5 protein-coding genes and 1 pseudogene are annotated in these 6,708 nt (G+C 45.3%); 3 read left to right on the plus strand and 3 right to left on the minus strand.

The window, feature by feature from the left end; translation table 11 throughout:
* Positions 1 to 121 precede the first annotated feature (121 nt).
* The gene (locus AC2204_RS15120; protein ID WP_318926508.1) at positions 122 to 2,623 is read left to right on the plus strand and encodes a Lon protease family protein; all 2,502 of its coding nucleotides are present in this window, start codon (positions 122 to 124) and stop codon (positions 2,621 to 2,623) included.
* 111 nt (positions 2,624 to 2,734) lie between these two features.
* Positions 2,735 to 3,364, plus strand: coding sequence for a 3'-5' exonuclease (locus AC2204_RS15125; protein WP_318926509.1), 630 nt, complete (start codon positions 2,735 to 2,737; stop codon positions 3,362 to 3,364).
* Between the two features lie 108 nt (positions 3,365 to 3,472).
* Here AC2204_RS15125 and AC2204_RS15130 read toward each other — a convergent pair whose 3' ends face one another.
* Positions 3,473 to 4,747 (minus strand): PGAP1-like alpha/beta domain-containing protein, encoded by a 1,275-nt coding sequence (locus AC2204_RS15130; RefSeq protein ID WP_318926510.1) that lies wholly within the window; start codon positions 4,745 to 4,747, stop codon positions 3,473 to 3,475.
* Positions 4,748 to 5,090: 343 nt separating this feature from the next.
* Here AC2204_RS15130 and AC2204_RS15135 point away from each other — a divergent pair, with 343 nt between their 5' ends.
* Entirely contained in the window at positions 5,091 to 5,312 is a 222-nt protein-coding gene (locus tag AC2204_RS15135; RefSeq protein ID WP_318926511.1) for a hypothetical protein, read from the plus strand.
* 123 nt (positions 5,313 to 5,435) lie between these two features.
* Here the strand turns inward: AC2204_RS15135 and AC2204_RS15140 are convergent, their stop codons facing one another.
* Both AC2204_RS15140 and AC2204_RS15145 read right to left on the minus strand, forming a co-directional pair.
* Positions 5,436 to 5,801, minus strand: a complete 366-nt coding sequence (locus AC2204_RS15140; protein WP_318926512.1) for a DUF1622 domain-containing protein — start codon at positions 5,799 to 5,801, stop codon at positions 5,436 to 5,438.
* Positions 5,802 to 6,434: 633 nt separating this feature from the next.
* A pseudogene (locus AC2204_RS15145) lies at positions 6,435 to 6,708 on the minus strand (hypothetical protein); the annotation flags it as partial.

The following is a 6,708-nucleotide window of genomic DNA, read 5'->3' on the forward strand; positions in this document are numbered from 1 at the left end:
GTATATAAAGGATAGGTGAAATAGATGAATTTTAAACTCTTCATTAAATTCAGAAAAAAATGCTATTGGTTAGTATACTTGGGTATACACCTTAATTCCTATTAGCCTATGGTGTACGCCAATGAAAGAAATACCGCCAACAGTCAATCAGCGAAATAAGGTGGTCGATAGCTGTAATAACGGCAGCCCTCCCCCACTGACAGAAGCAAAAAAGCTCATTGCCACGGAGCTTTTTCATGCCTGCGACCCCGAACTATTTGATTTTGAAACCACAGATGAAATCAAACCGATTGCTAGTCCCCTCGGGCTCGATCGCGCGATTGAAGCCATAAAGTTGGGTATTGGTATCCCCTCTAGCGGATTCAATATCTATGTCATGGGTTCAACCGGGTTAGGTAAACACGCCATGACACAACAGCTTCTTACCGAGCACCACGATAAGAATAAGGCGATTTCTGACTGGTGTTATGTCAATAACTTCCGCGAACCCACAAAACCTGTGGCGATGCAATTACCCGCGGGGATGGGAAAACGACTGCGACATAAAATAAAACAGCTGATTGAGGAGCTGAGAAATACGGTGCCTTCTCAGTTACAAAGTGAAGATTTTACCCGTCGTACCGATCAACTTCAAAACGAATTAAATACAAGGGAGATTGCAGCATTCCAAGCCATCGAAAAAAAAGCAAATAAACAGGGCTGTGTGTTAAAAAAGTCTAAGACTGGCTACCTTATCCAACCGGAAAAAGACGGTAAAATAATAACTAAAAGTGAATTTACCGTACTCCCCGTCAAAGAACAGAAAGCGATTGATAAATCGATCGAAGAGCTGAGACGGCTGCTGGTCAACCTGCTCAACCAGGTTCCATTATGGGATCAAGAGATGAGGGACAAAAAAGAACAGCTAGAACGAGAGTTTGTCGGTATAACACTTGACTACCTTACCGGGCATTTACCGGAAGATATGCTGGCAATTAACGCCGTTAACGACTATATCGCCAGCCTTAAGGAACATGTTCTCGATAACATTAAGCTCTTTAGCGGCACCCTTGAAACTGAAGTCGAAGTATATAGCGGGCATAAACCCATCTTTGATCCCTTCACCGCCTATGAAATCAACGTCATTGTCGACAACAGCAAAGCTGAGCGGATACCCATTATTTATGAAGACAACCCCAGCTATGTAAACTTAGTGGGAAGCATTGAACACCGGGGGGAGTTTGGCACCTTTGTCACTAACTTCACATTGATTAAACCCGGCGCATTTCACCGGGCCAACGGAGGCTACCTGCTGATTGATATTATTCAACTGTTAAACAAACCTTTTGTCTGGGATGTATTTAAACGCTCCTTGCTTTCTAAAGAGCTCCGGATCCAACCTCTCGAACAGTTTCTCAGTATCAACACCATCGCCTCCCTGGAGCCTGAGATCATCCCGCTCGATGTGAAAGTGATCCTGATGGGGGATCGGATAATGTATTACCTGCTCAAACACTATGATCCGGATTTTGCTCAGCTGTTTAAAGTACAGGCCGACTGCTCAGAAGAGATCAATCGAGATCCCCAGTCATGCCAACTCTACAGCCAGTTTATCAAGTCACTGCAAATCGAAGAAAACACCCGGCCACTGGATCGCGCCGCAGTTGCAAAAGTGATCGAATATTCCGCACGGCAAATGGACGATGGCGAAAAGCTGTCCCTGCACCGAGGTAACCTACGCAGTTTATTACTGGAGGCTAACTACTGGGCAGAGCAGAAAAACCATAACCAGATCGACGCTCAGACAGTACAGCAGGCCATTAAGGCAAGGCAATACCGTACAGGTTACCTTAAAGAGCGTATCACGGAAAATATTCATCGCGGGATCAGCGTAATAGAGACCAGCGGCAATAAAATCGGCCAGGTTAACGGGCTCGCGGTAGTCAGCGTGGATGAAACCATGTTTGGCCGTCCGTGTCGGATCACTGCCACGGTCCATCTGGGCCAAGGGAAAGTGATCAACATTGAGCGCGAAGTGGATTTAAGCGGTCCTAGCCATTCCAAGGGGGTGATGATCTTAACGGCTTTTCTACGCGAGCGGTATGAGCAAATACTGCCTCTCTCTTTTTCCGCCACCCTGACCTTTGAGCAGTCCTACGGCATGATAGACGGCGACAGTGCTTCGGCAGCAGAGCTCTGTGCCTTATTATCCGCCATCGCCCAGATCCCGCTGAAACAAAATATTTCTCTCACCGGCGCTATCGACCAACATGGCAATATCGAGGCCATCGGCGGGGTCAATGAAAAAATCGAAGGCTTCTTCGAGATCTGCAATGCCAGCGGATTAACAGGCGACCAAGGTGTGATCATCCCCAAAACCAATCTTGTCCATCTGATGGTTGATGAAGAGATCCGTCAGGCCGTCGCTGAAGATCGTTTTCATATTTGGGCTGTAGACCATATCGAACAGGTCATAAAACTGCTTACCGGACTCGAAATGGGCGAGCCGGATTCAAAGCAGAGATACCCGCTGAAAAGTATCAACGGAGCGATAGCCTCACGAATCAAGGCAATGAATAAAGCCCATAAACAGTTTCTCAATGAATCAAAACCTGCTGATAAAAGAGGTAAGCAATCAAAATAGGAAATACTGTCTAAATACCAAAATAATTCCATACCGCTTCAAGATGAGTGAACTCTGCATTTCGACGTTATACAATGCCGACTTCTGAATAACACCGACGGGCTTTATATCGTGACAACATCCCAAACCGCAAATACCGTTATCGTGCTCGATTTCGAAACCACCGGCTTATCGCCAAATCAGGGGGATCGCGCAATTGAAATTGGAGCGGTTTTGATTGAGCAGGGAGAAGTGGTTGAGCGCTTTCAACAGCTAATGAACCCTGGCTTTCGGGTTAGCAGTTTTATTGAGCGCTATACCGGCATTACCAATAACATGCTACGAATGGCCCCACCTTGTGATGAAGTCATGGATCAGTTTGCTGATTTTATCGGTGATCACAATTTAGTCGCTCATAACGCTTCGTTTGACCAGCGTTTTCTTGACGCCGAACTGAATAATATCCGGCGCGATTATGAAGGGGAATTTGCCTGTTCGATGCTGATTGCCAGACGCCTTTACCCGCACGCACCTAACCATAAACTTGGCAGCTTAGTTGAGTACAAGAACATCAATAATGATGGCGTTTTTCACCGCGCATTGGCCGATTCAGAGGTGACGGCTAAACTGTGGCTACTGATGTTAGAGGATATGGATAAGCTGTATCAACTATCCGGCCCTTCCTTCTCTTTGATGCAAGAAGTCTCACGCAAGGCAAAAGCGGCTGTGCCTGGTTTTCTTCAACGCCAAGCAAAGTACTAAACCATATACCCAAGTTATCTCAAGATGCAGAATCCAGAGTGATGCCAGCCAGTTCAATTTACAAAAAGGCATTAGGTGCTAAATTTTACAAAGCATAATATATCAAGCTTAGCCTTCTTTCGGTGCCAGCCACTGCACCAACAGACGGGTCACGTCGGGGCTGCTCAATAAGTCCATGTGATTCATACGGTAAAAAATCCACTGCGATTCATCTTCAAATTCCAGATTTCGCTGTGTGTCGTTATGCTGGCCCAAAGCACTGCGTAACGGCACCAGGCCGTCGCCAATCAGGCTATCCGCTAATCTAGTGCGTTTGGCTGCCGTGGTCGCGGCTACCGTATAGCAAGCCACGCCCTCAGGCAAAGGTACAATCTGACGGTTATCCGGTTTACGGTGAAAGCGGTCGTGACCATTCCAGTCTTCGTCCACGACATGACCATACCTCAAATCGGTAATACCGGCACTGCGCAATCCGCTAAGCGCGGAAAAAGGCGCAGTATAAGGTGTACTGCCCAAAATCATGTCCACCCAGTTTCCAGCCCGCTCCAACGGAGCTCCATGATGTGGTGTACCAAGAAACACGATCTTTTTCAGGTACTCTGGCCAGGTTAAAGAAGCTTGATTTGCATAGTGAACCGCACTGCGGGTTAGCAGGCCGCCCATGCTATGGGCTACTACGGTCAGCTCTTCTATCGGTGTGGGCCAGTGGGTGATCAGCAGTTCCAGCTGGGCCGAAAGTTCACGTCCGTTTTGCGACGTATGCAGGCCGGAATTATAACGCAAGTAAACCGGAGTATAGTCCAGAGATGAAGCGAGAGCCTCACCATGGTCGAGTGTCTGCTCTTGATCCTGCACGGACCATTGCAGATCATTCATACACAGACCATGAATAATCAGCACTATCTTGCCCGTCGCTTCAGGTATTAACGGGGTGCTCTCTGAAGTTAATAACATAGACTGCCCGTTCAACGCTTTGCGCTGATAGCGCAAGGTCATTGGGGTTGCGAGCGGATTGTCACTTTCGACCAGCCGGTCACCAATCACACCATTCAGCGCCGCAAGAACCGCTTCGCGCTGAGGCGTTCCGGATTTTCCACGATCAAGAGATTCGAACTGGGGCTGCAGCTTTGCCAATACCGCATCGCTTCCCTTTCCCAACAGTTGCGTGATCGTGATAATACTTTTGTAAACCAGGCCAGTAATGCCGCGGGTTTTCCCGGGCGCTTTACCGCCGCGAACGCCGATTGTGCTCCATACCGACTGATGCACACCTTCTGCGACACGGGTCACTCCCAGCGTCGCTTGCGTGGCTAATTTAGCAATCCCTCTAATATCCGAAGCGCGCAGATGTTTGAGTGGCTTTTGGGGATCAGGTTTAGTCATTGATACAAACTCCATCTTCGCGATAGCGGATTCAGAAAGTATATTCCTTACCACAATATACCCCACTACGCACATAGCAAGCTGTAAATAGTAATCTGAAATAGAAACACTCTTCTTAGTGCTTATTCACAATAATTTATCCATGTTCATTTCAAGGGATATAATATTGTGAATAGACGACAATGCTTTATTTAAATACATATAATCATGATTTACATTAACTTTATGACTAAATCTAATATTCATGAGGGCTTTTATTTAATTATTCTCATAAAACAGACATATTGTAATAAATATTTAGACTACCCTGATATTTTCACTACTAAGTATAGTATTTATGAAGATGAGCCTCATCATCAGTATTATCATCGCATTATTTAGTTCATATACCTTAGCTGTTGACTCAACAGCTCAAAATCACAATAAATCTAATTCTTCAGACCAAGAGGAACAAGTGATAAACGGGATAATAGAAGAAACTGAAGATATGGAAGATATGGAAGATATGGAAGATATGGAAGATGATGAAATAATAATCGAAGAAATAGAAATTGAAGACGAATAAATGAACATTATTCCAATTGACAATTAAAAAGGGATTGTTGCAACGATCCCTTCCAGCCACGCAGATCAGAACGCATCCTATATACTCATTTTACTGTCTTAGCGCGATAACTTTTGAACTTGGTTAATCTGTTTTCCCATTACTGCTTTCTTTTTGCCAAGGCCAACGACCCTCTACCTCCAGATGCAGAGTAACGCTTAAAAACGACCGAATCATTACGATTAAAGCCAGTATACCAACGTTTTCTATAGACTCCGCAACCACGACAGTTCGGATTATATCTCCGGCGATGAGGAACTCCAGACCAAGGATAATAGAACGCGCAAGATTGCGCCGATAGTTCTTATAAGCTTTTCCCTCCGAGAGCTTTTTAAATGTAAACAGGAAGTTCGCAGTGGCTGAAAAAGATCCTATTATTACGACAAGCACACCGAATGCCTCTATGGCATAGCCCACTATCTTGATAATCTCGATAAACTCTCTTTCCATAGTACTATCCGTTTATGATGCGTCCTGAAATGCCAAGAAAATTTGACGACTAATCGACAGATTGATTACTTCAAAATGACGTTATCTCTCGATATCAGTCTCAAGTCTGCCAAGGATAACGTCTTTTGACCATTTCAGTTATAATAATAACTCTTAGTTTCCTACTGCTACCGAGACTTCTGATTTGCCACAAGATATTACGCACAGCTCACATCCAGCCTGTTCCATTAAGATCGCAACTTTTAATTTATTTAATTATCTTGAGCCACCCTCAGCTTTTTATGACTTTGACCGGATCTACAGCCAGGAGCAATGGCAGAAGAAACAGGGCTGGATCAGTCGCTATCTGGCAGAGCACCAGCCCGATGTGATTGGTTTTCAGGAGGTATTCAGCCCCGAATCACTGCTAAACAGGGGGATGTGCTTTTTTCCATAGCGATTGTTTCAACTCCGTCCAGCTCCATTCTTTCGCCCATCGCCAACATGCGTTTGGTTTCATTTTCCATAACAATGTTCCTTAAATCACTTCCCAACCAGACAGTTGAAAGTAATTCACATAGCAATGCTTCTTGATACCTGTGTTTATTGAATCCAGTGTTCCTTAAATCCACTTTTGCTCAAACCGATCGCTACTTACGCCCGCTTTTTCTCTTTTGCTTCCACCTGCTGATAGATTGCATACAGATCTATCTCGTGCGGTTTGTTACCTTTCGCGTATTCTTTTTCCAGAAGCTGGTTCAAGTGTATCAATTGCTTGGGAGGGTTAACCCATTGGGATTTGGGCAGGGGCTTTGACCATTCCACTAGCTTGGGGGTGTTTAATACCGCTTGGGGCAAGGTTTCATTGTGGCGTTCCATAAATGACTGGGCCCAGTGATTTAAGCTCAACCAATTGCCGAACCGCCAC

The organism is Photobacterium sp. (genome assembly GCF_057456235.1).

Coding starts and splice junctions, on each gene's coding strand:
- AC2204_RS15120 (WP_318926508.1), top strand. CDS start 122: ATGAAAGAAATACCGCCAACAGTCAATCAGCGAAATAAGGTGGTCGAT.
- AC2204_RS15130 (WP_318926510.1), bottom strand. CDS start 4,747: ATGACTAAACCTGATCCCCAAAAGCCACTCAAACATCTGCGCGCTTCG.
- AC2204_RS15135 (WP_318926511.1), top strand. CDS start 5,091: ATGAGCCTCATCATCAGTATTATCATCGCATTATTTAGTTCATATACC.
- AC2204_RS15140 (WP_318926512.1), bottom strand. CDS start 5,801: ATGGAAAGAGAGTTTATCGAGATTATCAAGATAGTGGGCTATGCCATA.